The following is a 249-nucleotide window of genomic DNA, read 5'->3' as shown; positions in this document are numbered from 1 at the left end:
ATCATGCAGTGCTTTGTGCTCGAGTTCTTGGCGAGCTAAATGCCTGTCTATAACCATACTTATTTGTCGGCTCACATACGTCAACAGCGAGCTATCATGTTCGTTGTAGTAATGTTGCTTGTCATAGCTTTGTACGACAATAACGCCACTCATGCGCTCATTAACTTTATATGGCACACCAAGCCAAGAGTCTGCTAGTTCACCGACCAATTTAAAGTGGCCTTGCTCTATATAGTGTCGGTATTGCTC

At 43.8% G+C, this 249-nt stretch carries 1 protein-coding gene; it reads right to left on the bottom strand.

Annotated elements, in window-relative coordinates:
• Positions 1–249: GAF domain-containing protein (locus AAEY99_RS21595; RefSeq protein ID WP_351012010.1), on the bottom strand; the 249-nt coding region annotated here is incomplete at both ends.

The organism is Shewanella sp. S1-58-MNA-CIBAN-0166 (genome assembly GCF_040310085.1).
Lineage (GTDB): Bacteria > Pseudomonadota > Gammaproteobacteria > Enterobacterales > Shewanellaceae > Shewanella.
Note: the sequence above shows the minus strand (reverse complement) of the source record. Positions and strands in the feature narration are given on the sequence as shown.